Source organism: Arenibacter algicola, from assembly GCF_018860365.1.
GTDB classification, from domain to species: domain Bacteria; phylum Bacteroidota; class Bacteroidia; order Flavobacteriales; family Flavobacteriaceae; genus Arenibacter; species Arenibacter algicola_B.
Genome location: NZ_JAHKPO010000018.1, coordinates 195,124 through 221,083, shown reverse-complemented (window position 1 = coordinate 221,083; position 25,960 = coordinate 195,124). Strand labels below are relative to the sequence as shown.

26 protein-coding genes are annotated in these 25,960 nt (G+C 35.4%); 24 read left to right on the top strand and 2 right to left on the bottom strand.

Going from position 1 to position 25,960, the window contains the following annotated elements; translation table 11 throughout:
- Window positions 1–157: 157 nt before the first annotated feature.
- The 13 genes from KO529_RS16445 to KO529_RS16385 all read left to right on the top strand — a co-directional run bounded on the left by KO529_RS16445 (window position 158) and on the right by KO529_RS16385 (window position 11,876).
- Window positions 158–1,078, top strand: coding sequence for an NAD(P)-dependent alcohol dehydrogenase (locus KO529_RS16445; RefSeq protein WP_215948958.1), 921 nt, complete (start codon window positions 158–160; stop codon window positions 1,076–1,078).
- A 22-nt stretch (window positions 1,079–1,100) separates the two neighbouring features.
- Window positions 1,101–2,138 (top strand): serine hydrolase domain-containing protein, encoded by a 1,038-nt coding sequence (locus KO529_RS16440; RefSeq protein WP_215948957.1) that lies wholly within the window; start codon window positions 1,101–1,103, stop codon window positions 2,136–2,138.
- Between the two features lie 144 nt (window positions 2,139–2,282).
- Window positions 2,283–2,720, top strand: coding sequence for a cytochrome c oxidase assembly factor Coa1 family protein (locus KO529_RS16435; RefSeq protein ID WP_215948956.1), 438 nt, complete (start codon window positions 2,283–2,285; stop codon window positions 2,718–2,720).
- Window positions 2,721–2,970: 250 nt separating this feature from the next.
- Window positions 2,971–3,771, top strand: coding sequence for a DUF6090 family protein (locus tag KO529_RS16430; protein WP_215948955.1), 801 nt, complete (start codon window positions 2,971–2,973; stop codon window positions 3,769–3,771).
- A gap of 145 nt (window positions 3,772–3,916) precedes the next feature.
- Window positions 3,917–5,140 (top strand): hypothetical protein, encoded by a 1,224-nt coding sequence (locus KO529_RS16425; RefSeq protein WP_215948954.1) that lies wholly within the window; start codon window positions 3,917–3,919, stop codon window positions 5,138–5,140.
- Window positions 5,141–5,264: 124 nt separating this feature from the next.
- Complete coding sequence (locus KO529_RS16420; RefSeq protein ID WP_215948953.1) at window positions 5,265–5,531, top strand: hypothetical protein; 267 nt, start codon at window positions 5,265–5,267, stop codon at window positions 5,529–5,531.
- A 102-nt stretch (window positions 5,532–5,633) separates the two neighbouring features.
- Entirely contained in the window at window positions 5,634–6,692 is a 1,059-nt protein-coding gene (locus KO529_RS16415) for a flavin monoamine oxidase family protein (RefSeq protein WP_215948952.1), read from the top strand.
- A gap of 284 nt (window positions 6,693–6,976) precedes the next feature.
- On the top strand, window positions 6,977–8,293 hold the full coding sequence (locus KO529_RS16410) for a pectate lyase family protein (protein WP_215948951.1): 1,317 nt from the start codon (window positions 6,977–6,979) through the stop codon (window positions 8,291–8,293).
- Between the two features lie 211 nt (window positions 8,294–8,504).
- Entirely contained in the window at window positions 8,505–8,939 is a 435-nt protein-coding gene (locus KO529_RS16405) for a nuclear transport factor 2 family protein (protein WP_215948950.1), read from the top strand.
- A 135-nt stretch (window positions 8,940–9,074) separates the two neighbouring features.
- Window positions 9,075–9,542: a DinB family protein gene (locus KO529_RS16400; protein WP_215948949.1), complete on the top strand. Its 468-nt coding sequence runs from the start codon at window positions 9,075–9,077 to the stop codon at window positions 9,540–9,542.
- A 272-nt stretch (window positions 9,543–9,814) separates the two neighbouring features.
- Complete coding sequence (locus KO529_RS16395; RefSeq protein ID WP_215948948.1) at window positions 9,815–10,630, top strand: AraC family transcriptional regulator; 816 nt, start codon at window positions 9,815–9,817, stop codon at window positions 10,628–10,630.
- Window positions 10,631–10,830: 200 nt separating this feature from the next.
- Window positions 10,831–11,199, top strand: a complete 369-nt coding sequence (locus tag KO529_RS16390) for a VOC family protein (protein ID WP_252734436.1) — start codon at window positions 10,831–10,833, stop codon at window positions 11,197–11,199.
- An 89-nt stretch (window positions 11,200–11,288) separates the two neighbouring features.
- Window positions 11,289–11,876 carry a GNAT family N-acetyltransferase gene (locus KO529_RS16385; RefSeq protein ID WP_215948946.1) on the top strand — a complete coding sequence of 196 codons (588 nt, stop codon included), beginning with the start codon at window positions 11,289–11,291 and terminating at the stop codon, window positions 11,874–11,876.
- A gap of 238 nt (window positions 11,877–12,114) precedes the next feature.
- Here the strand turns inward: KO529_RS16385 and KO529_RS16380 are convergent, their stop codons facing one another.
- A complete protein-coding gene (locus KO529_RS16380; RefSeq protein WP_215948945.1) occupies window positions 12,115–13,428 on the bottom strand; it encodes a serine hydrolase domain-containing protein in 1,314 nt (437 codons plus the stop codon).
- A 377-nt stretch (window positions 13,429–13,805) separates the two neighbouring features.
- On the bottom strand, window positions 13,806–14,402 hold the full coding sequence (locus tag KO529_RS16375) for an NAD(P)H-dependent oxidoreductase (protein WP_215948944.1): 597 nt from the start codon (window positions 14,400–14,402) through the stop codon (window positions 13,806–13,808).
- Between the two features lie 93 nt (window positions 14,403–14,495).
- Between KO529_RS16375 and KO529_RS16370 the strand changes: the two genes are divergently transcribed.
- The 11 genes from KO529_RS16370 (at window position 14,496) to KO529_RS16320 (ending at window position 25,956) form a co-directional block, all read left to right on the top strand.
- Complete coding sequence (locus KO529_RS16370; protein ID WP_215948943.1) at window positions 14,496–15,398, top strand: LysR family transcriptional regulator; 903 nt, start codon at window positions 14,496–14,498, stop codon at window positions 15,396–15,398.
- A gap of 177 nt (window positions 15,399–15,575) precedes the next feature.
- Window positions 15,576–16,754 (top strand): serine hydrolase domain-containing protein, encoded by a 1,179-nt coding sequence (locus KO529_RS16365; protein WP_215948942.1) that lies wholly within the window; start codon window positions 15,576–15,578, stop codon window positions 16,752–16,754.
- A 147-nt stretch (window positions 16,755–16,901) separates the two neighbouring features.
- Window positions 16,902–18,407: a M20/M25/M40 family metallo-hydrolase gene (locus KO529_RS16360; RefSeq protein ID WP_215948941.1), complete on the top strand. Its 1,506-nt coding sequence runs from the start codon at window positions 16,902–16,904 to the stop codon at window positions 18,405–18,407.
- 96 nt (window positions 18,408–18,503) lie between these two features.
- Window positions 18,504–19,439 carry an ester cyclase gene (locus tag KO529_RS16355; RefSeq protein ID WP_215948940.1) on the top strand — a complete coding sequence of 312 codons (936 nt, stop codon included), beginning with the start codon at window positions 18,504–18,506 and terminating at the stop codon, window positions 19,437–19,439.
- Window positions 19,440–19,598: 159 nt separating this feature from the next.
- Window positions 19,599–19,997, top strand: a complete 399-nt coding sequence (locus KO529_RS16350) for a hypothetical protein (RefSeq protein WP_215948939.1) — start codon at window positions 19,599–19,601, stop codon at window positions 19,995–19,997.
- A gap of 14 nt (window positions 19,998–20,011) precedes the next feature.
- Complete coding sequence (locus KO529_RS16345) at window positions 20,012–20,251, top strand: hypothetical protein (RefSeq protein ID WP_215948938.1); 240 nt, start codon at window positions 20,012–20,014, stop codon at window positions 20,249–20,251.
- 240 nt (window positions 20,252–20,491) lie between these two features.
- A complete protein-coding gene (locus KO529_RS16340) occupies window positions 20,492–21,061 on the top strand; it encodes a Crp/Fnr family transcriptional regulator (protein ID WP_215948937.1) in 570 nt (189 codons plus the stop codon).
- A 61-nt stretch (window positions 21,062–21,122) separates the two neighbouring features.
- Window positions 21,123–22,136 carry an NAD-dependent epimerase/dehydratase family protein gene (locus KO529_RS16335; RefSeq protein ID WP_215948936.1) on the top strand — a complete coding sequence of 338 codons (1,014 nt, stop codon included), beginning with the start codon at window positions 21,123–21,125 and terminating at the stop codon, window positions 22,134–22,136.
- A 176-nt stretch (window positions 22,137–22,312) separates the two neighbouring features.
- Window positions 22,313–23,107, top strand: a complete 795-nt coding sequence (locus KO529_RS16330) for a cation transporter (protein ID WP_215948935.1) — start codon at window positions 22,313–22,315, stop codon at window positions 23,105–23,107.
- A 105-nt stretch (window positions 23,108–23,212) separates the two neighbouring features.
- Window positions 23,213–23,869, top strand: a complete 657-nt coding sequence (locus KO529_RS16325; protein ID WP_215948934.1) for an SDR family NAD(P)-dependent oxidoreductase — start codon at window positions 23,213–23,215, stop codon at window positions 23,867–23,869.
- Window positions 23,870–24,189: 320 nt separating this feature from the next.
- On the top strand, window positions 24,190–25,956 hold the full coding sequence (locus KO529_RS16320) for a Na/Pi cotransporter family protein (RefSeq protein WP_247097425.1): 1,767 nt from the start codon (window positions 24,190–24,192) through the stop codon (window positions 25,954–25,956).
- Window positions 25,957–25,960: the final 4 nt, after the last annotated feature.

Below are 25,960 nucleotides of genomic sequence, written 5' to 3'. Positions count from 1 at the left end.
CTACTTACGTAAATTCTCCCACGCCCAAAAGCGTGGCGGGACGGATTTTCTATTCGGTTTGTATTTGCTAAATTAGTTGCTGAAACACCCGCCTGCGGCAGGCAGGCGCAACGAAATCATACACAAACACGATGTGGCTAATTCTTAAATAAAAAATATGAAGGCAGTTATTTACACAAAATACGGCCCCCCAAGCGTTTTAAAATTGGTTGATATTGCAAAACCACAGCCAAAGGACAACGAAGTTCTTGTCAAAATATGTGCTACTACTGTCACTTCAGGTGATGCGAGATTACGTAGTTCAGATTTTCCACCAGTAGCTTGGCTTTTTGTCAGACTAATGTTCGGCCTGTTTAAACCGAAAAAGGAAATATTAGGGCATGAATTGTCGGGAATTGTGGAAGCTGTTGGAAAAGATGTTACCAAGTATAAAGTTGGTGATGAAGTTTTTGCCACTCCTACCATGCTTGATACCGGCTCTTACACCGAATATATATGCATACCGCAAGAAAGAAAAAAAGGAGTACTCGGGTTAATGCCAAAAAAGCTTGATTTCAAAGAAGCTACGGCCCTGCCCGTTGGAGGGATGACAGCTTTGTTTCTGCTAAACAAAGCTAACCTCAGCAAAGGACAGGATGTATTAATTTATGGTGCTTCAGGAAGTGTAGGAAGCTACGCCATCCAAATTGCTAAAGAACAAGGAGCAACGGTGGTGGCTGTCTGTAGTAGTTCCAATTTAGAAATGGTAACATCACTTGGAGCTGATAGTGCTATTGACTACAGGAAGCAGGATTATTCTTCACTTGAAAAGAAGTTTGATATCGTTTTTGACGCAGTTGGAAAAACGTCAAAATCGAAAGCAAAGAAAGTATTGAAACAGGAAGGCAGCTTTGTTTCGGTAAAGTCACTCACAAGCCCGAAACAGGAGCATCTGAATAAACTACATGAACTTGCTGAAGGGGGAAAGGTCAGACCGTACATAGATAAATGTTTTCCTCTTTCGGAAATTGTGGCCGCTCACGAGTATGTTGATAAGGGACAAAAAAAAGGGAATGTAGTCATTGAAATAGCAAATTAAAAGTTTTTCGTTTAGAGATAATATGACAAAGAAGTACACAAGGGGAATTATAAGAATAGCACTGCTTATTGGAACAATAATCTCATTGTACTTTGTTCCTTGGCCAATAGTAAAAGCATGGATGACACCCTTGCCCAAAACAGTGCAGGAACAAGTTAATAAAGTATCTGAATATGGGTTTGATGGAATTATAGTTTATGTTGATAAAAAAAATAAACCTCCAGCATTTTATGTCTCAGGCTATAAAAATAGAGATAGCAAAACCCCTGCCGAACCACATTCTTTGTTCAAAATTGCCAGTGTTAGCAAATTATATACTGCCGTAGCTATCACCAAATTGGTAAATAACGGACGTTTGTCTTTGGATAAAACTCTTGCTGACTACTTTCCTGAACTTTCAGATAAGATCGAAAATGCTGATAAAATTATGATAAGAATGATGGTTCAGCATCGGAGTGGAATTCCAAATTATACCGACACCAAAAATTATTGGGTTCATCCAAAACAAAACGACAAAGAACGGTTAGAATTGGTACTTGACTTGCCAGCCAACTTTGAACCCGATACTGATTTTGAATATAGCAATACAAATTACTTATTACTTTCTAAGCTCATAGAAAAAGTGACAGGTAAAAGTAAATTTAAATACATAAGTGAGGAAATTTTAACCCCTCTGAATCTTAAAAGCACTTATGGCTCTATTCAGGATGTCAATCTAGATGATGTAATGAGTGGCTATTACGTTGGCTATGAAAACGATTTAAAGAAAGACGATAATGGTGTAATGTTGGCTACGGCAGAAGATTTGGGCAAATTTATTAGAGCTCTAAATGATGGCTCTGTATTTAAAGACAAAAAAGAACAGGAAATCTATACCTCAATTTATGAGTATGAACATACAGGTTTGATTCCAGGCTATCAAACAATTGCCAAATACCACAAGGACATCGATGCGGTAGTCATTCAATTTACAAATACGGTGGACTTTGAAGGCTACAACTGGAATTTATCAGAAATAATGTATAATCGAATAGTAAAAATATTGAGAAAGAAAAACTAGCCCTAACAATGTTTACAAGTAATAGCGGTTAAAGTGATACAACGTAAGATAAAACATAAAACAAAGGTCAGTGCTCAACTGAAAAGTTAGTGTGTAGAAATCCGCTACTACTCCTATACGAGACCGTTACCTGTAATTTAAAAAATGGACGAATTAATTGAACATAAAAGTTGGTGGAAACGGAATTGGAAATGGTTCACTCCTGTGTTTGGTGTACTTGTATTCTTTGTTATTGCTATTGCGTCCTCTCCAATTGGGACAAGATTTTCTGATATTACAAAAGCTTATGTCGACCCAAATCTTATGCAAAATGCCATTCTAAAAGCTCAGGAAAATGAAGAAGTAGTTGAATTGTTAGGTATTTTAGAACCGGTAAAAGGAATTGACATAGTTAGAGGGATTGTTAACTATTCAAACAATGATACTACAATCGATATATACGTTCACATCACTGGAACAAAGGGACAAGGTAGAATGAGGGTTTTGGCGGATTGGAATAGTGATAAATGGATCTATAACAATATTTCCATTGCAAGTAAAAAACTCAAAGAACCGATTGTTGTGATTAGAAATGTGAAATAAAAACCACAGGTAACAAAACCTATAAACAATACGGGCTTAGAGTTTATTCGCAGGGTTTGCGTATTTTTATGAAGTCCGCAAAATCTTTGGGATTTTGCTTTAAACAAGGAAAAGAAAAAACCACGCTAAAAAGCGTGGCAGGCGAAAACAAAAAGATTTGGCTATGTGCGTGGTGAAAAGTAAACGTTAGTTTGCTCCCTTACTTTTCATAGCTTAAACGTTGTGCTTCATTATCAGAAACCGCTAACCAATGATAAAATTCTTTAGAAAAATTAGGCAAAAAATGCTCACTGAAAACAAATTCAGGACATATCTGATCTATGCAATCGGAGAAATAGTGCTCGTGGTTATCGGAATTTTAATTGCTTTACAGATTAATAGTTGGAATCAAAATAAACAAAATAGAAAACAAGAACAGCTAATTCTATCACAACTATTAAAAGAGTATTCGAATAATCTAAACCAAATAGAACAAAAAATAGATATAAGAAATGATATATTGTACTCCAGTTTTAAGCTATTAAAATATAGAACAGAAAAGCCAGAACTAATTTTACAGGATAGCCTTAACGTTCATCTTTCTCGAATTTCCATCCGACCTACTTTCGACCCACAGCTTAGTGTAAGTAATGAATTGATAAATTCTGGAAAGCTCTATTTATTGGAAAACATTGATTTAAGAAACAATATCACATCATTTTCAAGTTATTTAAGTGAACTAAGTGAAGAAGAATCAATAATTGTGAAGTTAACAGAAGAGCGTTTAATTCCTTTCTTAATAGAAAATTATCAAATTGGAGGAATGCAAATGATTTTTATGGAAGACAAACAAATAAGGGAAAAATTTGCGATTGGGAGCTTAAAAGAATATCAATCCACGAAAGACTTAGTATCTAAATCAGATTTCAAACCTTTGTTGATTCATCCTGATTTTGAAGATTATTTATTTCAAATGATAAGTTATACGAGATATACTAATGAACAATCTGAAGGCGTAAAAGAAAAGATTGAAAGTATAGTAGATATGATTAAAAAGGAAGTTGAAAAATAACGAAAGTACAACAATATGTATAGTGCATAGCTACCCTGCGGGATAGCTACTACACCATACATGGGACGTTGTACAACATTAACAACAAATACTGCAATGTGAATATGGACTATTTTGAAAAAATAACTTTTAACACAAATAAGTTATGAGAACTTACAACCCTTTTATTCTAATCCTTATTTTACTTTTAACCCTATCTACTGCAGCACAAAATTCTGCACCCAAACTACCATCAAGAGCAGAATGTGAAGCATGCGCCAATAAGAAAGCCCCGACTCTTTTGGAGAAATACGGCACTGCTGAAAAATTCATTGGCTGTCTTGTGGCTGGTGGCACATCGGCTCAAATGGTGCAGATTGACAACCTACTCAAAACAGCTCAATTCAAGAAAGAAAATTTTACTCTTAAAAGCTCGAGCCCTGCTGTACGCTTTATGATTTTAAGAAATATTAGAAGCTATGTAAATCTAGTAGATTATGGGGCCGATTTTGCGCTCAAATTTCCTTTTGAAAAAGCGTACATAAAAACCAGCTTAAAAAAGTTTTTTAATTCCCAAAAAGCTAAGGCCCAGGAGTTAAGAGATTGGTCAGATCGCATGAAAGCTATTTTGGACAAAGACCATCCTGATATAAAAAGAGGAGTGGATAATGCTATTGGCAAAACAAAAATAGATTGTGAAATAACATGGCACAAAGCAAAAAATGGATTGATCCATCCAGAGACTTTGTTTTTTGATCGCGAAAAGAGCAATAAGTTTGTGGTCGGTTGTGCTGAAGTGGATATTAATTTCTATGATTTGCTCAGATCCCCTGCTCCGAAAGAATACACTGCAACCAAACCGCAAAGAATACCTTTATGTACTGGAACGAAAACTCTAGGTGATTGGGAAATATTCTGGACGAATAGTTTCTTTACTCTAAAACCACAACTTTATGACATACAGAAATTATTATCTAATGATTTAAGAATTGAATATTTTGATAAGACGGGGAAGTACCAACTAGCATTTAATTATGATTCAGGAAATTTTTCCGATGATCATATACAACAAATCTACATTGACGGGGCCTTATTCCATGAAGGAAAATGGACAATAGAACGCTATGCCGATGGCAAATTAAAATCAGCAAAAGCTCCTGCTATCAATCAGAATATAATTGATATTTTCAAGCTTGGGTCGGAAGTCGAGATAAAGGTTATTGGCAAAGAGTTGGTCAAAGATGCTTCTAATGTAACTGGCTTTAAAAGTAAAATGTTGCTTCAAGCTTCAGCCCGTTTTTCACTAAAAGATTTCACAAGAGCTCTATCGATTGCAAATACCGGAAAGGTCTTAAAAACCGTTGAAAACAAAGAAGGTAAATGCAAATAATAATCTTGATTATTCTATACTAGCTTGAGCTAGCATTAGCTTTTAGAATATCATGATTTTCAGCATTTAGACTAACTATGACTGCCTCTTCTTTCGAAGTTAAATCATCATCAAGATCTAAAGCATGAGAAGTGTAAGATGTATATGTAGCCCATTTATGGAAGACAAACAAATAAGGGAAAAATTTGCGATTGGGAGCTTAAAAGAATATCAATCCACGAAAGACTTAGTATCTAAATCAGATTTCAAACCTTTGTTGATTCATCCTGATTTTGAAGATTATTTATTTCAAATGATAAGTTATACGAGATATAATAATGAACAATCTGAAGGCGTAAAAGAAAAGATTGAAAGTATAGTAGATATGATTAAAAAAGAAGTTGAAAAATAACGAAAGTACAACAATATGTATAGTGCATAGCTACCCTGCGGGATAGCTACGACACCATACATGGGACGTTAGCTGCCAGCAGAATTGAACAAATATCAATTAATGAAACAAAACGAAAGAATAATAATCATTGGTGCGGGACTTAGCGGTCTTACTTTAGCATATTCATTATCAAAAAAGAATGTGTTTGCAACAGTTTTGGAAGCCTCGAATAGGTTAGGTGGTAGAATACAAACCATAAAAGGAGAAAATGAAACACCTCTAGAATTAGGTGCTACTTGGTTCTCTGATATGCATCCCAACTTAATTTCATTATTGGATGAGTTAGAATTAAAAAAATTCCCTCAATATTCTAAAGGGAAATCTTTATTTCAAACCAAATCATTTGAACCAGCTCAGGAATTTTATATACCCGAAGCCGAAACGCCATCTTATAGAATTGCAGGCGGAACAGAGCGTTTAATAAACACTCTGAATGAAAAAATAGATGCTGAACAAATTAAACTAAAAACAAAAGTTGTTTCCATTGAAGAAACTGAAAATGAATTAATAGTTCAATCCAATAAAGGAGAAAAAATTATAGCTGATAAAGTTATCTTATGCTTACCTGCACAGTTGGTGGGTTCGCAAATTAAATTTATCCCTGAATTACCTGACAATATTTCAGCTGTTTTACCAACGGTCCAAACTTGGATGGCGGGAGCCATTAAATTTGTTTTAGAATATTCCGAACCGTTTTGGAGAAAAAATGGATATTCCGGAATGTTGTACAGTCATGTAGGAATTGTTTCTGAAATGTACGACCATACAAATTTTGAAGAAGATAAATTTGGTTTCACAGGCTTCTTGAATGGTAGTTCATCAACCTATACTAAAGAACTCAGAAAGGAACTTGTATTAAGGCAATTAGAAGAACTTTTGGGAAAAGATGCTTCGACTCCTTTAACCTACTATGAAAAAATATGGACAGACGAATTTGTTCTAAATGGTAATCGAATAAACAGTATACCACATCAAAATAATGGACATCCGTTATTTAAGAATACCTATATGGGTGGTAAATTATTTTTTTCAGGGACAGAATCCATTGATGAATTCTCTGGCTATATGGAAGGAGCAATACTTTCAGCGAAAAATACTTTAAAAAAAATATTAAAATAAAAAAATCCAGCAGGCAACAATGTATAACCCCAATTTACTCACTAATGTTTATTTTTCTAGGAGTTCGTCGGTCGCAATGCTCTGGTCAGCGGATTTGACTACCCTTCGACTTCGCTCAGGGCAGGCTACAATCCACCCCGCCAGTATAACCTTGTCGGGCTGGTCGGAAATACCAAAGCCTGTGCTAAACCGAAAATAATCGCTAATTTAACCCGTAATGGACAGTTATACGAGACCGTTGTGCCGCATGTTAGAACTTTCTACATTATATAAAAATTAAAAATATGAGAAAATTATTTTTAACTGGAATGATTTCGATCCTGACTTTATTTTATGCATGGTCTCAACAATTAGCCTTCCCTACTGCAGAAGGATACGGTAAATATACTGTTGGTGGACGTGGTGGAAATGTATTTGAAGTCACAAATCTTAATGATTCAGGAGAAGGAAGTCTAAGGGCTGCATTAGAAGCTAAAGGACCTAGAACAGTTGTCTTCAGAGTTTCGGGTACGATAACGGGTAATTTTAGTATCAAAAATGACAGTATAACTATTGCTGGACAAACGGCTCCTGGTGATGGAATATGTATCAAAGGAAACCTGTCTACCGATGCCGATAATATAATCATTCGGTATATTCGAGTAAGGTTTGACCCTTCCACAGGTGAAAATGACGGAATAGGCGGTAGGTATCATAAGAATATTATTTTCGATCATATATCTGCTAGTTGGAGTACCGATGAAACGATGACACTTTACCATAACGAGAATACAACGGTTCAATGGTGTATTATTGCACAAGCGTGCCCCAAAGGCAGTTCCGATGATCATCGTTTTGGGGGAATATGGGGAAATAAATACGGTTCTTGGCATCATAACCTTTTTGCACATAATGCTAGTCGAAACCCACGTTGGGCTTCTGGCAGTGGGTTTAATGATTACAGAAACAATGTAATTTATAATTGGGAATATGCAAGTAGTTATGGAGGTGAGGCACATCAGAAAGGGGATAGACGCAACCCACCAATTGAACATTCTACGATTAACATGATTGCCAATTATTATAAGCCAGGACCCGCAACCGATTCAAAAGTGAGGAGCTGTATTGTTGATCCCTCATCAAGGGATGAAGATGCTGACGCGGGAAAATGGTGGGTTTCTGAAAATATTGTTGATGGATACCCTAAAGTCACTGACAATAATTTGTTGGGGGTGACAAAAACAAGTGCGGCGTATAAACTCAACCAACCATGGCCTGCAATGGAAATTAATCAACAAACAGCTGAAGAAGCTTATAAAGCTGTATTAAAATACGCGGGTTGTTCTTTACCTACACGAGATAAAGTAGATGCAGATATTATCGATGATGTTCTTCATGGAACAGCAAAATATGGCAATAAAGGTATTATTGATGTTCCAAGCGATGTTGGTGGCTGGCCCGAACTAAAAAGCTCCCCCGCCCCCATTGACACAGACCATGACGGAATGCCTGATTACTGGGAGATTAAAAACAAGTTGGACAAACAAAACCCTGATGACCGCAATGTAGTAGCTTCGGATGGATATACTATGTTAGAAAAATATTTAAACAATATAAATTAAAAGCACGACGGCACAACAGTGGCTATAAGTAACCAGCCCGACAGGGTCGTTCCGGCGGGTTGCTTGTTCTCGCCTACTTTGAAAATTCCTGCGGAATTTCCAACTTGGCGTGTATTGGCGAGGTTAAGTGCTAAACCACGCAACTACACATAGCGCTGCGTTGCGTGCAATAAGCCAAAACGAATAAACAAACCCACCAAAAATGAATCATATGAAACAATTGTCAATTTTACTTCTGACCCAGATTCTGCTATTTAGTTCTTGTCAAGAAGAAAAAACTGATAATCCTGAACAATTAAAGTCCGTTTTAATTGGATATTTTAACGGAATTGAAACAATGGATTTTAAAAAAATGCGAGATTTGACAACTGACGACTTTATTATATATGAAGATGGAGTAGTTTTTAACAATGACAGTATTTTCAAAATGATGAAGAGTTTTCCAAAATATACAGCTGAATATAAATTTGAAAATCTGAGAATTAACGTGGATAACAATTCTGGTAATATCAATTATTTTAATCGCGCAAACTTTGTTTTTAATGATACAACTAAAGTTAAATTTGACTGGTTAGAAAGTGCTACTTTTAAAAAGATTGACGGAAAATGGAAAATGGACTTTTTACATTCAACAGTAAGAAAGTAAAAAAATACTGCAAACAACACCGTATAAAATTAATGTGGGTGTTTTTGGCTTAATCAAAGGTTTTTGTCTGTTGGCTATGTCACTTATACTAAACCGTTGTCTGAAATGTAAAAAGACATTCTTGAAACAAAGAAAATGAACCAATCCGAACTCATAATTATAAATTTCAAAGAAATAAGGAGAAGAAGTATAAAACTTTGGAATGGACTACCTGAGAAATATTATAATTGGAAACCTGACGAAAAAGCAATGAGTGCGTCAGAAATGATAAGACACGTTTTGGAGGCTGATTATGGCTGGAATGTTATTATTAATCAAGGAGATATGACAAATTATAAAACACCTTGGAAAAACCGACCATTCATAAACCTAAAAGATGAACTTGAATTTGCTGAGCCTTTTAGAAAAACATTTTTAGAAAGTATTCGACAATTTTCGGATAGGGAATTAAACGAAACGAAAATAGTACACCCTGGAAATGGAGACAAGAAAATCCTTGCAAAATATTTGTTACGGATTGGATATCATGAATCTGTACACGCAGGAACATTTTTATCGTATTTAAGAGCAATGAAAATTGATAGACCAAACATATGGGATTGAAAAAAACACTACAGCCAACAATATATAACCGCCATTTATGCATTGATGTATATTTTATAAGGAGTTCGTTGGTCGCAATGCTCTGGTCGGCGGATCCTACTACCCTTCGACTTCGCTCAGGGCAGGCTAGAATCCACCCCGCCAGCATACCCTTGTCGGGCCGGTCGGAATGGCCAAAGCCTGTGCTAAACCGAAAATAATCGCTAATTTAACCCGTACCTGGCGGTTACACGAGACCGTTGTGCGTCATTCAAAAAAACATCAATTAATCAATGGACTATCAAACATTCCAACCACATCCAGATTTAGAATCTCTTGTAAGTTGTTATTGGACTTTGGAAGTTCCTAACGAAAACGATAAGGAAAGACAGCTAATTATACCTGATGGTTGTATTGAAATGGCATTTATCCTTGGAGACGACATAAAGCGTTACACTACGCAAGATGAATTTATCCTTCAACCTCGTGCAATGGTACTTGGACAAACGATTGAACCATTTTTTATCGAGCCAACAGGCTACGTAAATACATTTGCAATTAGATTTTACCCTTATGGCTTTGCCAATTTCGTTACTACGCCCATTAAAAATTTGGCAAATAAAGAAACGCCAATAGAATTATTGTTTGGAGAGAATACCGCAAAAGAATTGGAACAAAAAATAATTCACGCAACAGACAGCAAACAACGAATTGAAATCGTAGAAAACTTTCTTTTAGAAAAACTCAATGATAAAACCACAGTTGACAATATTGTAAAACGGACCGTTGATGCACTTATATCATCAAATGGAACTGAATCGATATTGACTATTCTTAAAGAAGACTTGTCCAAAAGAAGACAACTAGAAAGAAATTTTAAAAAGCAAATTGGTGTCAGCCCAAAACAATTGGGTAAAGTCATCCGACTTCAAACTGCTTTAAAAATGTTGCTAAACAAAAAGACAGACACCTTAACCAACATTGCATACGAAAGTGAATATTTCGACCAAGCACATTTTATAAAAGACTTTAAGGAGTTTACAGGAATTAACCCGAAGGATTTTTTAGGTAACGAAAATATGGCTCTTTCAACACTCTTCTACAAATAAACAAGGTGTCGCATTTTTACAATTTTTGACTTCGTAAAAATTTCATATTTGCACCGAGAATTTAAACATCAAATATGAAAAAGAGAACACTTTGTTGTGCGGTTATACTTTCCTTTTGCATTATAGCTTGTAAAGGTCAAGACAAATCCAGTAACGAGAACCAACAAACCGATTCAAACGAAACACAAAAAACGAGCGATATGAAAAGTTTTATTTCCATTTTTGAAATTCCGGCTACAGATATTTCAAGAGCAGTCGATTTTTATCAAACAATTTTAGACCTTAACATTGAAAAAATGGATTTCCCAGAAATGCAAATGGGCATATTCCCATATGAAGGGCAAATGGTTACGGGAGTTATAATGAAAGCGGAAGGTTACAAACCCTCGGCTGACGGAGTTACCATATATCTAGATGGTGGAGATAATCTTCAAATAATTCTTGATAAAGTAGAGCAAAATGGTGGAGAAATCATTGTTCCAAAATCACTTCACGCTGACGAAAGCGGTTATTACGCAATATTCCTTGACTCGGAAGGAAATAAAATTGGTCTGCATTCCCCAAACTAAACGTGGGAAAAAGAACGAACGTACAACAATGGCTATAAGCAATACAGGCTTTGGTGCTTGCCGAAAGGCAGTTGGGTAAATCGAAGAAATTGGAACTATTAAATACACATAGACTGATAATCAGACCAGCTACTTTACAGGACAAAAGAAGTGTATATGATTGGCTAACTCGTTCAAACCTAACAAGTTATATGCTTGGCTCTCCAAATTTCCCTGACGCTCCTATTCCAACTTGGGAAGAATTTAACCAAGATTTTTTAGACCATTATTTTGACGGTTCGAAACCACTGAATGGACAATGTTTCATATTGACACATTTTGGACAGGAAATTGGACAAATAAACTATAACGACATAAACAAAAAAACAAAGTCCACAGAAATTGACATTTGGTTGGCCGACAGAAAATATACTGGAAAAGGATTTGGACCGGAAGCAATAATGTGCTTATGTAACTATTTAAAAGATAAATTTGATTGCAAGACAATTTACATAGCTCCTTCAAATCGAAATCTGAATGCAATTAAGTCATATAAAAAAGCAGGATTCATTGAAACCGATAAAATTCCAGATGACTTTATTCCAGACTATGAAGACACGATTGTCTTAAAAATAGAAACTAATAAAAATGGAATACCTGCACACAACAATGTATTTAAAAAACAGGCGAAACAGTAATAAAACAAAGGCTTTTGGCTCGTATCAAACATTGTGCTTAACCGAAAGTTTGGCACTTCGAAATCGCCTACTTTTCATTTACTAAACGATACAGGTCATTAAAAAAAAATACTTAATTACATCAGAGCAATTGGTATTTTCTTATTCGTTTCTCTTTTTTCTTTATGTAAGAACAAAAAAAATAGAAATCAATAAAGCGGTGAAGAACCCTACTATAGAGAAGGTATCAATAAAATGGTTAACGATTAATTTGTTTGCCTACTGCACGGACAATTCGCAGCAAATGCTCTTTGCTTTCCAAGTGACCATTATCCTTCCAATTTGCCATGAAAACTATGGCGATTTCGTTTTTGTAATCCGCAAAAATAAACTGGCCAAATGAACCTATCGTATGCATCAACCCATCGTCTCGCAGCATCCATACTTGATTTCTGTAATCCTCTTGTTGTCCAAGTACGAAATAAGGCGATAAGGGTTCTGTAGGTGGTTGGTCAAATGTTGATTCAAAGTAACTCTCAGGGATTACCCTCTTACCTTTAAAACTGCCTCTATTTAACATCATTTGGCCAAACCTAGCAGCATCCCTTAGTGTTACTGCCATACCCCAGCTAGCGCCTGCATTGCCGTCTTCATCAATGGAAACAGCTGCATCATAGCGGGCTTGTAAGGGGCGCCAGAAGTTTTCTTCTATCAACTGAGCATATTGCTTACCTGTGACCTGCTCAGCAACCATAGCCAACACCTGAGTATTCATATCATTATATGAAAATTTGTTGCCAGCTGCGAAGGATGGTTTTTGAAACTGTTGAATAAATAACAAAGTTGAACGATGTTCAACACCTAGCACCTTTGGCTTCAGCCCCATATGAACTTCACTCATAAAGCCAAAATCATCTGCATTGTGGTAACTACCAAAGTCAGGAAACCCCACTTCCATATCAAGCATATTTTGCAACGTAGAACCTTTGAAAACATCAGCATTCAATTCAGGTAAATATTCGTCCACATTAGCGCCTAAATCTAATAGGCCCTCGCTTGCCAACTTATGGATTAACATACCGGTGAACGTTTTTGAACTAGATTGTAAAATTTGAATATCATGTTTTTGCATGCCTTGATCGTAGGTTTCAAAAACTAATTTCCCCTCATGCATCACAGCAAAGCCTTTCATTTGTATTGACTGCAGAAGGTCTGATAATGGAACATCTTTTTCCGTATCAACAGAAACTTCCAGCTCCACGAGATTGAATGGGTCATTTTTTATTTCTTCAAGTGCTGCTGCTTCAGGGTCAGCGTGGATGGTAGCCATTGGTATAAACTCTCGTGGGTGATGACTTGCATAACGGCTATAAGGCCAATACTGCCAATTAAGGAGATTAATATCACTTCGCTCGAACGGCATATCAAATGGATAGTTGCGTATCACATCAAGCTGTTGATTAATGCTTATTGCTTCACTATCTTGGGCACTGGTTTGTGAGCTGATAAACGTAAAGCAGAGAATAATTAATATTTGAATTGCTTGATAGCCGGCATTCGAGTTTATTGTCATTTATATTTTTATTAAAGATAGCGAAATTATATATGGCATCAATTGTCTGCCTTTTGACAAAAAAGAATAACGACCTGAAACACAACCTATAAACCATAAGAGCTTCGTGCTTAATCGAAAGGTTTGTGTATATTTATAAAGTTGCTAAATCTTATGGATTTTGCTTTAGAACAAAAAAAGAAAAAACCACGCTAAAAAGCGTGGCAGGCGAAAACCCGCCCGAACGCCAGACTGAATAACAAAGTCGGGCCGTTACCTTTTCGGTACGGGCAGGTAAAAGATTTTGCTGTGTGCGTGGCGGAAAGCAAACGCTAGTTTGCTCCCGTAATGTTCATAGCTCAACCGTTGTACTGCATTTTCGAAACTAAACCAGATAATTACAAATTAATCATTAAATCATTTAAAAAAACACTGTAATTATTCAACTCAAAAGGAACATCTGCATTTTTTTCCATATCGTGAAAATGATGTGTTGCTAATAATTCCATTCCTGTAAAAGCATTCATTCTGTGAAACCCAAACATAGCACCTTCATCTACACTTTTTTGATTAAAAAATTCATTTTCTAAAGTAAATGCGGTTTTAGGTGCATTCCAACTTGTAGTAAGTATATATTTTTTTCCGTGCATTAAACCACCGGTCCCGTAATTGATGTTTGGATTTTTTCTACTTCTTCCATCACTTGCATAAATTCCATTTTGATGACCTTCCGTAAAAACTTCATCTATATATTTTTTAAATCCAAAAGGTATTTGAAACCACCAAATTGGAGTATGATAGATCACTAAATCTGCCCACTTAAATTTTTCAACTTCTTTTTTTACGTTATAATTTTCACCTACTTGAGTAAATTTCACTTCAAATTCTTCAAGCTTATCAAAAAATGAAATCGTATTAGTGAAAAGTGTTTCGTAAAATCTTCCACCAGAATGTGCAAATGGATGACTTCCATTAATTATAAATATATTTTTCATTTGTCTCTTAATTTATTTGAGGCAAAACTAAAGCTATATTTATTATTGTAAAAATAATACAAATCATACCTTTGTATCAATATTTTAATAACTATGGTAAATTTAGAATGGTACAGAACATTTAAAGAAATATATGAAAACGGAACTTTGACTAAAGCTTCTATTGCTTTATATGCGTCCCAGCCTGGAGTTAGTGTACACTTAAATGCACTAGAAGCTTATGTTGGCAAAAAATTATTTGAACGTACTTCGAGAAAAATGATTCCAACAGAGGATGGGAAATTTTTATATGAATATATTATTGAATCTTTAAAAAAACTTGAAATAGCAGAACAGCATTTTAAAAAAACAACTCAAGAAAAAAATCCATCTCTGAACATTGGAATGTGTTCAGAAATGTTTCAACTAATTATTGAACCCGAAATTCCAAAACTAGACTTTGACCTAGTAGCTAGATTTGGGGCACATACAGATTTAATAAAAGACCTAAACAATGGTATTTTAGATTTAGTAATAACACCTAAAAAACAGAATGAAAAAAAATCATTAGTTGAGTATATTCCTTTTTCAAAAGAAAGAATCGTTTTAATAGCAGGAAATAAAACGAATGTAACTAAAATACAAAAACACATTAAATCAAAAAATTTAAGTAAGTTAGAAGACGAACTACTTCAAAATGTTTGGTATAGTTCATCAAACGAAATGAAACATTTTAGACGTTTTTGGTTTGAGAATTTTAATAAGAAACCTGCTTTCAAACCAAACTATATTTTACCAAATATTACTTCTATTATAAGATGTTTAAACAATGGAAACGGACTTGCATTAGTTCCAGATTTTTTATGTCAAGAACAAATTTTAAGAAACCAAATAAATTTAGTTTGGGAAGGAAAAGTAAAAACGGAAAACACCTTATATTTTGCGTCAAGAACAGATTTGAAATACAAAAAAGAATTAAATATAATTAAGAATATATTTACATCAAAAATGAAATAAACGCAGTACAACACCGCGTATAATTAATGGCTGGTTCTCAATTACTTACGAAAATCCACCCACGCCCAAAAGCGTGGCAGGACGGATTTTCTATTTCGTTTGTATTTGCTAAATTAGGTGCTTAAACATTGTAACCAATCTTATACATCAACGTTATACCCAATTAAAACATAATTAATGAGAACAGCTATAGTTAAAATCATAACCCTAACATTTTCAATTTTAATTATAGTAACGTTATTGGGTTGTAACTCAAAAAATAAAGAGTCTAATAAAGCCCCACAGAAGGTAACATCCCAAAATGCCCTTTCCGCCGTGATTGATTCTATTAATTCAGAAATAAATGATAGAGACTATGGATTAATTGACCGCTTTATGGTCATACAAAATGAAGAGTTATTAGCGGATTACAAATATGAACAGGACTATGAAACCATAGTTCAAAAATATGACACAACCAATCATCAATACAATTTCAATAATACGTATTGGCATCCATACTACAAGCAAACTGAATTGCACACCCTTCAGTCTGTCACCAAAAGTATCACCTCAATCCTTTTAGGTATTGCGTTGGATTTGAATGAGGATTATAATGTTAACAACAAAGCAATGCCTTTTTTGACTGATTATGATACTAACTTTTTAGATAAACGAAAGCAAAATATATCTATTGAAGATTTATTGACTATGAGAAGTGGATTACAATGGAATGAAGAAACCGATCATAATGATACTACAAATGACTGTTTTAGGCTGGAATCAAGCGACAACTGGATAGAATATGTATTGAGCAAGCCTATGGATACCATACCAGGAACAAAATTCGTATATAATGGTGGAGGAACTGTTCTTTTAGGTAAAATCATTAGAACCATTACGGGCAAACGAATTGATCATTGGGCAGAAGAAAAATTATTTGAGCCACTCGGCATTACAGATTACTATTGGAAAGAAACGCCTTATGGAGAAATTGATACAGAAGGAGGTTTATATCTTAAGGCAGAAGACTTGGCTAAAATTGGTTCATTGTTTTTGAACAAAGGGAAATGGAACGGTAAGCAGATTGTATCTGAAAGTTGGGTCACAACATCCACAAGCCCTTTACTTAAAGACGTAAAACCTCAATGGCAAAGTGTTACGGGATATGGGTATCAATGGTGGATTCCTGAATATACGGATAATGGCAAAACCAATATTTATTCCGCGAACGGATATGGAGGTCAGTATTTAATGATGGCACCAGAACATAATTTAATAATTGTCTTTAATGGTTGGAATATAAATGATGAACCTGAAAAGTCAACTTATAGAGTTTTACAAGACAGAATAATCCCAGCACTTAAGCATAAATAACTGGGTATAAGAATGACCATAGGTAATTGGTTGTCCTCGTCTATTTTGGAGATTCCTGCGGAATTTCCATCTTGGTGTGTACGTGCAAAATTAAGGGTTAAACCACGCAACTACTCTTAGCCGAGACCGTTGTAATTAATATAATTAATGATGAAAAAGAATGTAATCTACTATTTCACCCTGCTAGTTTTCTTTAGCTATCATCATGATTCTATCGCTCAAAGTCAAGTCCGGAATAACTCCTTGGTCCTAAATAAGGCGACTCAAAAGCAACTAAAGGAATATGATAGTTTTTTTGTAGAAAATCATAAAAGGCATATCAATGATTTAGTTGAACTGATTGCCATCCCGACCATGTCGATGAAACCAGAAAACAGGCCAGAACTCAAAAAAGCTGCAGACTTACTTAAAGACATGCTCCATACCATTGGTATGGATAACACAGAAGTGTTTTTCACTAATGAATTGCCAGTAGTTACTGCCTCCTATACACGGAACAAAAGGCAACCTACCATCCTTTTTTATGGGCATTTTGATGTGCAACCTGTCAATGAAGATCGTTGGAAAAGCGACCCATTTAGTGCAGAAATAAGAGATGAAAGGCTTTATGGAAGAGGAGCCACCGATGACAAAGGGCCTATTATTGCTTTAATTAGTGCCATAGAAGGATTGATAAAGGTGGATGGCAAGCTTCCTGTCAACATCAAGTTACTATTGGATGGTGGCGAAGAAATGGGGAGTCCACATTTACCAATATGGTTAGCTTCAAATCAAGAATGGCTAAGTGACATTGATTTTGGAGTTAGTGTAGATGCCATGATGAATAATGACAACCAAGGAATGATGTGGAAAGGACTACGAGGAGCCGCAGACCTTGAAGTCACTATTACATCAGCAAATACCGATTTGCACTCAGGCATCTATGGAGGTGTTGCACCGAATGCTGCTTTAGCTGCTTCTAAAGTAATTGCTTCCCTTTGGAATAATGATGGTATAATAGCTATTAAAGGATTTTATGATGGCCTAAGGCAATATTCTGAAAAAGAACGAAAGGAAATTGCTGCTGTCGTAGACCAAGATCAACAAGCTAAGGATTTAAAGAAATTTGGCATCGACCAATGGATCGGAGAGAGAGAATACTCCTTTTATGAGCGTCCTTGGATTCGTACCTCAGTAGACATTACAGGGTTTAAAGCTGGTTATGTTCAAGGTAAGGCCTCTATTATACCTCACACTGCTTGGTTCAGAATGTTGGCAAGGACGGGGCCCGACCATGATCCTAAAGAAGTATTGGAAATGCTTAAAAAACACATCAAAGATAGTCTCCCATGGGGATTGAAAGTGGATTTCAAAGAAAGTGTGATGGGCACTGCCCCTGTTTTCGATGAAAGTGATTTGGGCTTTAGAATAGGCAAACAAGTATTAACAGACTTTTTCGGGACCCCCCCGATCATACTCTATATTGGAGGTACCGTGCCGGCCCTGTCCTCTATTCCCGATGGTGGTGGCCCAAATTTAGTTTCCGTAGGCTTCCAAAGGAGTGACGAAAATTTTCATGCTGACAATGAATATATGCGTATTGAGAGTTTTAAAAAAGGTCAGCGTATATACGTAAACTTGCTTCATGCATTTGTGAATCAATTGAATGAATAAATACTACTTACAACAAAGTATATGAGATCATAGCACCCTAAGGGATGCAACATTTAATATCCACGAACCGTTGGCAACAATTAAACCAATCGAAAAATGAACAATATTACGAGAAATCAAATTTTATTTTCCATTATAGTTTTCTTGCTGATTGTGAGTTGTCAATCTAAACAAAGCACAGAAGAACGTTCTGAAAACACTACTTCAGACCAAATAGAAAGCACATCAAGTCAATCTGAAAAAGAAATAAAAGCCATACTGGAAAGGATCTTGGCTGCAGTTGGAAACCGGGATGCTCAAGAATTGGATGACCTGAGTTTCGACCAGGCCATTATCGCATATACGTATCCGAAGGATGGACAATGGCAGCATAAAGAGATGACTATTGACTCGTATTTGCAAACCATCCGGGATATGAAAGATCCAAAGCCTATTTTAGAATCCGTCAATTCGTATAAGATAAATATAACCGAAGATCAATTGGCCTCAGTAATAATGCCTACCGTCATTTCAAAATTCGGTGTTGCCAGTAGCAATGAGGTCAATCATGTTATAATGATGAAAGACAGCGACCAATGGAAACTGTTAAGTATTTCATGGACCGCTCACCGGATTCCCGAAGAAGAAAGAGAATTCGACTTAAATCTCTATGCACGCAACTATGCACAAGTCTGGGGTAGTAACCGACCTGAATTTGTTGCTATGTTTTATGCTGAAGACGGTTCATTACAAGTGAATGACGGAGAACCTGCCGTTGGTAGAAATGCCATTACAAATGTTGCTAAAGGATTTATGGACGCTTTTCCCGATATGATTGTTTCAATGGATAGTCTAGTCACTAAATCTGACAAAACACGATTCTATTGGATACTGACTGGAACAAATGACGTACCAAATGGAACTGGTAAGAAAGTTAAAATTAGTGGATTTGAAGAATGGACATTAAATGATGATGGATTAATCCAAAAATCAAAAGGCTATTTTGATGAAAAAGAATACAAGCGACAACTTGAATTTGGAACGGATAAATAATAACTACAGCCAACAATGTATAATTGATTGCTAGATCACTGCCGACTTACGAAAATTCCACTGAAATTTTCTATCCGTGATTTGTTTGCTAAATTAGTTAATTAAACACGCAACTAACCATACACAAACACGTTGTGGTGCATTCGCGAACTCAAATAGATGGATAAAGTAATAAGTCAATATAACTCATTAGCCAAAAGCTATTTATTTAAACTAACAGAATATTCCAATAACATACCAAACATCCGGATACCTGTTAATTCAACTTTTAAGAAAGTGGATGACTATCTTAGATTCCGAAGTGAATCCCTTAAAGAACTTATAACGTTGCTTCAAAATCTCACAAATCAACTAGATAAATATGGGAAATTTAAAACACTTGACCCTAAGATTATACGAATGGCAGAAATGAATGCTCTTACTAATGGGAAGTTTTATGACTATGCCATTAGTCATTTTAACTACGTGGATATTGAGCCAGAATTGTTTGAATTAATTGACAGTCATTTTACTAAATTCTGTGAACTTTCCAAGAAGATAGAATCTGTTAATCAGTAAAAGGAGAATGAACAATGCAAGACTACTGGAAGAAATTTGACATACTCTGTTCCGATCTAAAGACTGATGGAAAACAAACTCTTATTGACGAACTTCGAAAAGCTCAATCCTATGTAAATGGATTGACTGATGGTTGGTATGACTTTCTTAATGCATTTGAAAAGGCTCTTAAAACGCATAAACTAGAGGGGAAAACTCAGCAACTAGCCATTGAACTGATTGAAACATTAAAATATCGATTAGAAAAAGGATAACGACAGAACAAAACAACCTAAACGTAATGCGAACTTTAGGTTTAAACGGAAAGGTCTGTGTATATTTATAAAGTGACTAAATTGAAAATTACGTGACAGCGAAATATTCAATTTTAGCTTTGGACAAAACAAAAAACAAATCAAAACCAAATGCTTAGCTTAGCGCGCGGCTGGGAATCCGTCATATTTCTACACCGCACTAATCAGAGCCCAGGCGTTCTAAACCAATAAAAATCAAGGATGGAAAATCTAATTAATTATATACAATCAAGAATTACTTTAACTCAACACGAGATTAATTTAATTAAAAAACATTGCGTTTCAGAAGAAATTCCAGCTCAAACCAAACTTTTAAAAGCTGGAAACGTAGAGCGATATATTTATTTCTTAGATACTGGATTTGTAAAGGGATATCAAAATGTTGATGGAAAGATTGTAGTACAGCACCTTGTAGGGGAATACGATTTTTTCACATCTTTAGATAGTTTTATGAGCGAAACACCTTCCTTAGACTATTACGAAACGATTACGGATTGTAATCTTGTAAAAATATCAAAACCTGATTTTGATATTTTGCATAAGGAAACAAAATTCTGGGCAATAATTGTCAAAGAAGTAACCAATGAACATTTAAGTTGCAAATTAGAACGTGTTAAAGATTTTCAAATTTTAACTGCAAAAGAACGCTATCTGAAATTTGTAAATCAATATCCAAAATTGGCTTTAAATGTATCTATCGACAATATCGCTTCTTTTTTAGGAATGGAACCCCAATCTCTAAGTCGTATTCGAAAACAAATCGTTATCTAACAAATGTTATTTCCAACCCCATAAAAGGTCCCGAAATTTGCTCAGACAAAATGTAAGAATTATGAGCAAAGAAATTTCATTAGTAACAGGAGGAAACGGACATTTAGGTAACAACTTAGTTCGACTATTGCTTTCTGAAAATAAAAAAGTACGAACAACTGTTAGAAATATCAGTAATGTAGAGCCATTTAAAGGGTTGGATTGTGAAGTTGTACAAGCTGATATTACTGATAGAAAATCTCTAAGAAAAGCGTTTCAGGGAGTTACACACCTATATGCAGTTGCTGCAAATTTCAGTATGTGGGCCAAAAACCCCAAAACTGAAATTTATGATAATAATATGCAAGGAACTCAAAATGTGTTTGATATTGCAAAAGAATACGGCATTAAGAACATCGTTTATGTAAGTTCAGTAGCCAGTTTGGATTTCACGAAGTTACCAGCCAAGGTAGACAATGGATACAATAAAGACCGAAGAAATTGGTATTATAATTCTAAAAATGATTCCGATAAGCTAGCATTGGAATTGGGAAAAAAATATGGCATCAGAACGGTTATTGTTTTGCCTTCTGCAATGATCGGTTTCAAAGCTTATAAATTAAGCTATTCCAACAATCTTGTATTACAAGTTTTAAATGGAGAAATACCTGTAGACACCAATGTAACTTTAAATTGGGTAGATGTAAAAGATGTAGCTTCAGGAACGTATAACGCAATGACAAAAGGCAGAGATGGTGAAAGATATATTTTATCCAACGAGAAACATACTACATTGCAAGAAAGTGTAAAAATGGCATCCGATTTATATCCTGAACTAAAATTAAAAACGCCTAAAAAAGTGCCAAAATGTTTGTTATACTCTGTTGCGGGTTTAATGGAATTTAGCAGTAAGTTTACTGGAAAAGAACCTCAATTACAGAGGCATTACTTAGATATGTTTTATGATTTAAAGCAAGATTATGACATTAGTAAGTCCAGAGAAGAATTAGATTTTAATCCTAAACCTTCAAAAGTGGCTTTAGAAGATGCTTTGAAATATTTAAAAAACGATTGGAAAGAAAAGAAAATGGTATAGTACAACGCATATAAACAATAAGGCAATTATAACAAAACCGAAAGGTTCGGGTGCATTTGAAAAGTCCCCAAATTTTAAAATTCGTCTTGTGTTCAACCCAATGGTCGTCGCCCATTTTCCGGTCTACCATTTTTTACACCATCGTTGTAAGTAATCCCTTAAAACCCAGAAACCAAGTGAATAAAACAGTATTTGAAATTACTAAAATGGACTGTCCTTCTGAGGAAAATTTAATCCGAATGAAATTGGACGGAATTTCAAGTATTTCGAGTTTGGACTTTGATATTCCGAACCGAAAATTGACCGTTTTTCACAGCGGACAAATTGACCAAATAGAAAAGTCAGTTCTCGAACTAAATTTAGGCGGAAAGAAAATCTCGACCGAACAAACAGACCAAACAGAATTTAAAGAAAATGCAAACCAGAAAAAATTACTTTGGACAGTACTCGGAATAAATTTTGCCTTTTTCCTAATCGAAATGACAACTGGAATAATCTCAAAATCAATGGGGTTGGTTGCCGACAGCTTGGATATGCTAGCCGACAGTTTTGTGTACGGAATTAGTTTGTTTGCTGTTGGCGGAACAATAATAAAGAAAAAACGGATTGCCAAACTTGCTGGATATTTTCAAATAACACTTGCGATTATTGGGTTTGTAGAAGTTTTAAGGAGATTTTTCGGAGACGAAAAACTTCCCGATTTTTCGACAATGATAATAGTTTCCATTTTTGCACTTATAGCAAACGGAATTTGTCTTTACATTTTACAAAAGTCAAAAAGCAAAGAAGAGGCACATATGAAAGCGAGTATGATTTTCACCTCAAATGACGTGATTATAAATTTGGGAGTAATTATTGCAGGAATTTTGGTGAATTGGTTGAGCTCTAGTAAACCTGATTTGCTTATTGGTACAATCGTTTTTATTTTGGTCATACAAGGAGCGTTTCGGATTCTAAAATTGAGCAAGTGACGAAAAAAGCACTACCTACAACACCGTATAAAATTAACCCGCCTATAATGATTCGGGCAGGGCGGGGTGCTTTGTTTACGTGCATCTAAAAAATACTAATCGAAAATGAAAACTGGCATAATAACTGGATGCAGTAGAGGAATTGGATTTGCAACAGTCGACCTACTGACCGATAATAATATAAAAGTTATTGGAACTTCAACTTCAGGAAGTTGCTCCATTTCAAAATCGAATTTTGAATGCTATACACTAAATCTTGCCGAAAGTAAGTCAATAGAAAAATTCATTAATATTATTGGCAACAGAAAAATTGACTTTCTTATTAATAATGCCGGAATTTTGTTGGAAAAATGGAATGAATCTGCCATAAACCTCGAATATTTAAGACAAACCTTTAATGTGAATTTATTTGGAACAATTGAGTTGACCGAAAAGTTGATTCCAAATTTTAATAAAAACGGACAAATAATTAATATTACTTCAGATTGGGGTTCGTTCAGTGAAAAGAACTTTGATGAATTTCAACCTCACTATAAAATGTCGAAGTCTGCCTTGAATATGTACACAAAACTGCTGGCAAAAAGACTTGAAAATCAAAATGTGATTGTTTCGTCTTTAGACCCGGGATGGACTAAAACGGATATGGGCGGAAGTGATGCTTCTAGAGAACCCAAGGAAGTTGCCAACGACATTAAGGACTTACTAAACAAGAGTCCTAAAAGCGGTAACTTTTGGCATCAAGGTAAAATTAGAGAATGGTAAATGCGCTACAGAACTTTACTATAATGCCACAATTTGTTGCATTGTTCGCTTCGCTCGGAACGGCAGATTTTACAAGCTTTCAACTTAGCTCTGGACGGACACAGATAATCCAGCCCGCTAGAATAACTTTGTCGGGCTGTTCTGAATAGCTAATGTCTGTGCTTATCCTAAAAACAATAACATAAATTCCGTAATCCACATTTAAGCCGGACCTTTCTCGGGAAGCATATAATTGCATAAATGATGTTATAAAAGATGTAGGCTGAAATTATTTCCTATTTTTAAATTATTAATCAAAGCAAAACTCAAAAAAAGGCAAATTGAAAAAAATATTATTAATCAGTAGTCTAATTTTGTTGGGGATGTTACTGTTTATGAACCCGACAGTAAAAGAGATTGCAGCAGGTATAGCAATCTTACTCTTTGGTATGATCATGTTGGAAGAAGGGTTTCACTCCTTTGTTTCTGGTCCGCTTCAGGCCCTACTCAAAAAATCTACCGATAAGTTGTACAAGAGTATAGGCTTGGGATTTTTGAGTACTGCAATCCTGCAATCCAGTTCATTGATTTCTGTAATTCTCATTTCTTTTATTAGTGCCGGTCTTATTGAACTTAGGGCTGGAATTGGGATAATTTTTGGTTCAAATATTGGAACAACAGCAACAACCTGGCTGGTATCTACGTTGGGCCTAAAAATAGATATTGCTGGTCTTGCTATGCCTATGCTGGCATTCGGGATTGTCTTGGTATTGCAAAAACCCAAAAAACTAAAAGGAATTGGCCAGATCTTGGCCGGTCTCGGATTTTTCTTCATGGGAATCTATTTCATGAAAAATGGTTTTGATGTCTATAAGGACAATATCAACCTTGCCGACTTTGCCATTCCTGGAGTAATGGGCCTACTAATATATACTTTTATTGGGGTGTTGATAACCATGATATTGCAATCAAGTAGCGCCACCATGGCCCTTATACTTACAGCATTGGCTGTCGGTCAGATTACCTATACCAACTCATTGGCACTGTCTATTGGAGCAAACGTGGGCACTACTATAACTGCTATAATTGGTTCTCTCGGTTCCAATACTTCCGGGAAAAGGCTTGCGGGTGCACACTTTATATTCAATATCGTAACCGGATTGATTGCATTGGTATTTATTGGCTATTTGGGGCAACTGGTGGATATAATTTCTGAGTGGGTGGGTATAGCCCAATCCAATTACACTTTTAAACTGTCCGTATTTCATAGTATATTCAATGTCCTAGGAGTCATCATAATGATACCATTGATCAACCCATTGATCAATATTTTGCACAGGGTATTCAAGTCTACCGATGAAGAAGATATCATAGAACAACCTCAGTTTTTGGATGAAAATGCGTTGGCTTATCCTCAAACTGCATTGCTTGCTCTGCGTAATGAAACCAAGCGTTTATTTGAGAAAGCCGCTTTCACTATAATACCCCATGGTATGAATATTCACCGGACCGATCTTTTTGGAGAAGAGAAAATTAAGGAGGTTATAAAAAAATCGAGAAAGGAGATTGAAGTGAACATTGAAGAGTTGTACCTGCGTAAGATAAAGACCATTTACAGCAAAATCATTGAGTTTACCACCTTGGCGCAATCCCGCTCTTCCGTTTCTCCGGAATTGACCAAACAATTTGCACAAATTAAATTGGCCAGCAGAAACATTGTGGAGGCCATCAAGGCCTTAGAAGAAATAAGGAAAAACATGAACGTATATCTTTTTTCTGAAGATATTCGTATCCAGTATGAATATGATCTATTGAGACAGAAAATTTCCAAAATCCTCAGAGAATTATATTTATTACAAAAAAGCACTGAGCCAACCCTGCACCTGAAGAAACTGAAAAAATTAAAATCACAAGCAGAAAAGAGCGACATCCTGTTGGATGGAACGCTGGATCAATTGATCAAGGAAAGTAAAATTCCCAGTAATGTGGTTAGCTCTTTGGTCAACGACAGCCATATTGTAGCCTTAATTTCAAAAAAGTTGATTGAAGCCGGTGAATTAATCTATATTAACCAAGACACTATGGATCTCAATGAAGTTAATACCTGATATT